Source organism: Neisseria sp. P0021.S006, assembly GCF_051956895.1.
On record NZ_JBQCWZ010000634.1, the window covers coordinates 1 to 781 of the forward strand.

Annotated in this window: 1 protein-coding gene; it reads left to right on the forward strand. The window is 57.9% G+C overall.

Going from position 1 to position 781, the window contains the following annotated elements; translation table 11 throughout:
• Nucleotides 1-21: 21 nt before the first annotated feature.
• A partial coding sequence (locus tag ACTHUM_RS16165; protein WP_440403444.1) for an AAA family ATPase occupies nt 22-781 on the forward strand: 760 nt, incomplete at its 3' end.

Consider the following 781-nt stretch of genomic DNA (forward strand, 5'->3'; position numbering starts at 1 on the left):
ATATTCCACAGGGAAAACACCATGGCAAAAGCCCCCAAAACCATCTACCAATGTTCCGAATGCGGCGGTACTTCCCCGAAATGGCAGGGTAAATGCCCGCATTGCGGCGAGTGGAACACGCTTCAGGAAAGCCTGGCCGCGCCCGAACCGAAAAACGCCCGTTTCCAATCTTGGGCGGCGGACACTTCGACCGTCCAATCCCTCTCCGCCGTTACCGCGACCGAAGTGCCGCGTAATCCGACCGGCATGGGCGAGCTTGACCGCGTATTGGGCGGTGGTTTGGTCGATGGCGCGGTCATCCTGCTCGGCGGCGACCCCGGCATCGGCAAATCTACGTTGCTGTTGCAAACCATCGCCAAAATGGCGCAAAGCCGTAAAGTGCTGTACGTTTCCGGTGAAGAATCCGCCCAACAAGTCGCCCTGCGCGCACAACGTTTGGAACTGCCTACCGAAGGCGTGAACCTGCTTGCTGAAATCCGCATGGAAGCGATTCAGACGGCCTTGAAACAGCATCAGCCCGAAGTCGTCGTTATCGACTCCATCCAAACCATGTATTCCGACCAAATCACTTCCGCCCCCGGTTCCGTGTCGCAGGTGCGCGAATGTGCCGCCCAACTGACGCGTATGGCGAAACAGATGGGCATCGCCATGATACTGGTCGGACACGTTACCAAAGACGGCGCGATTGCCGGCCCGCGCGTGCTGGAACACATGGTCGATACCGTGCTGTATTTCGAGGGCGACCAACATTCCAACTACCGCATGATACGCGCCATTAAAA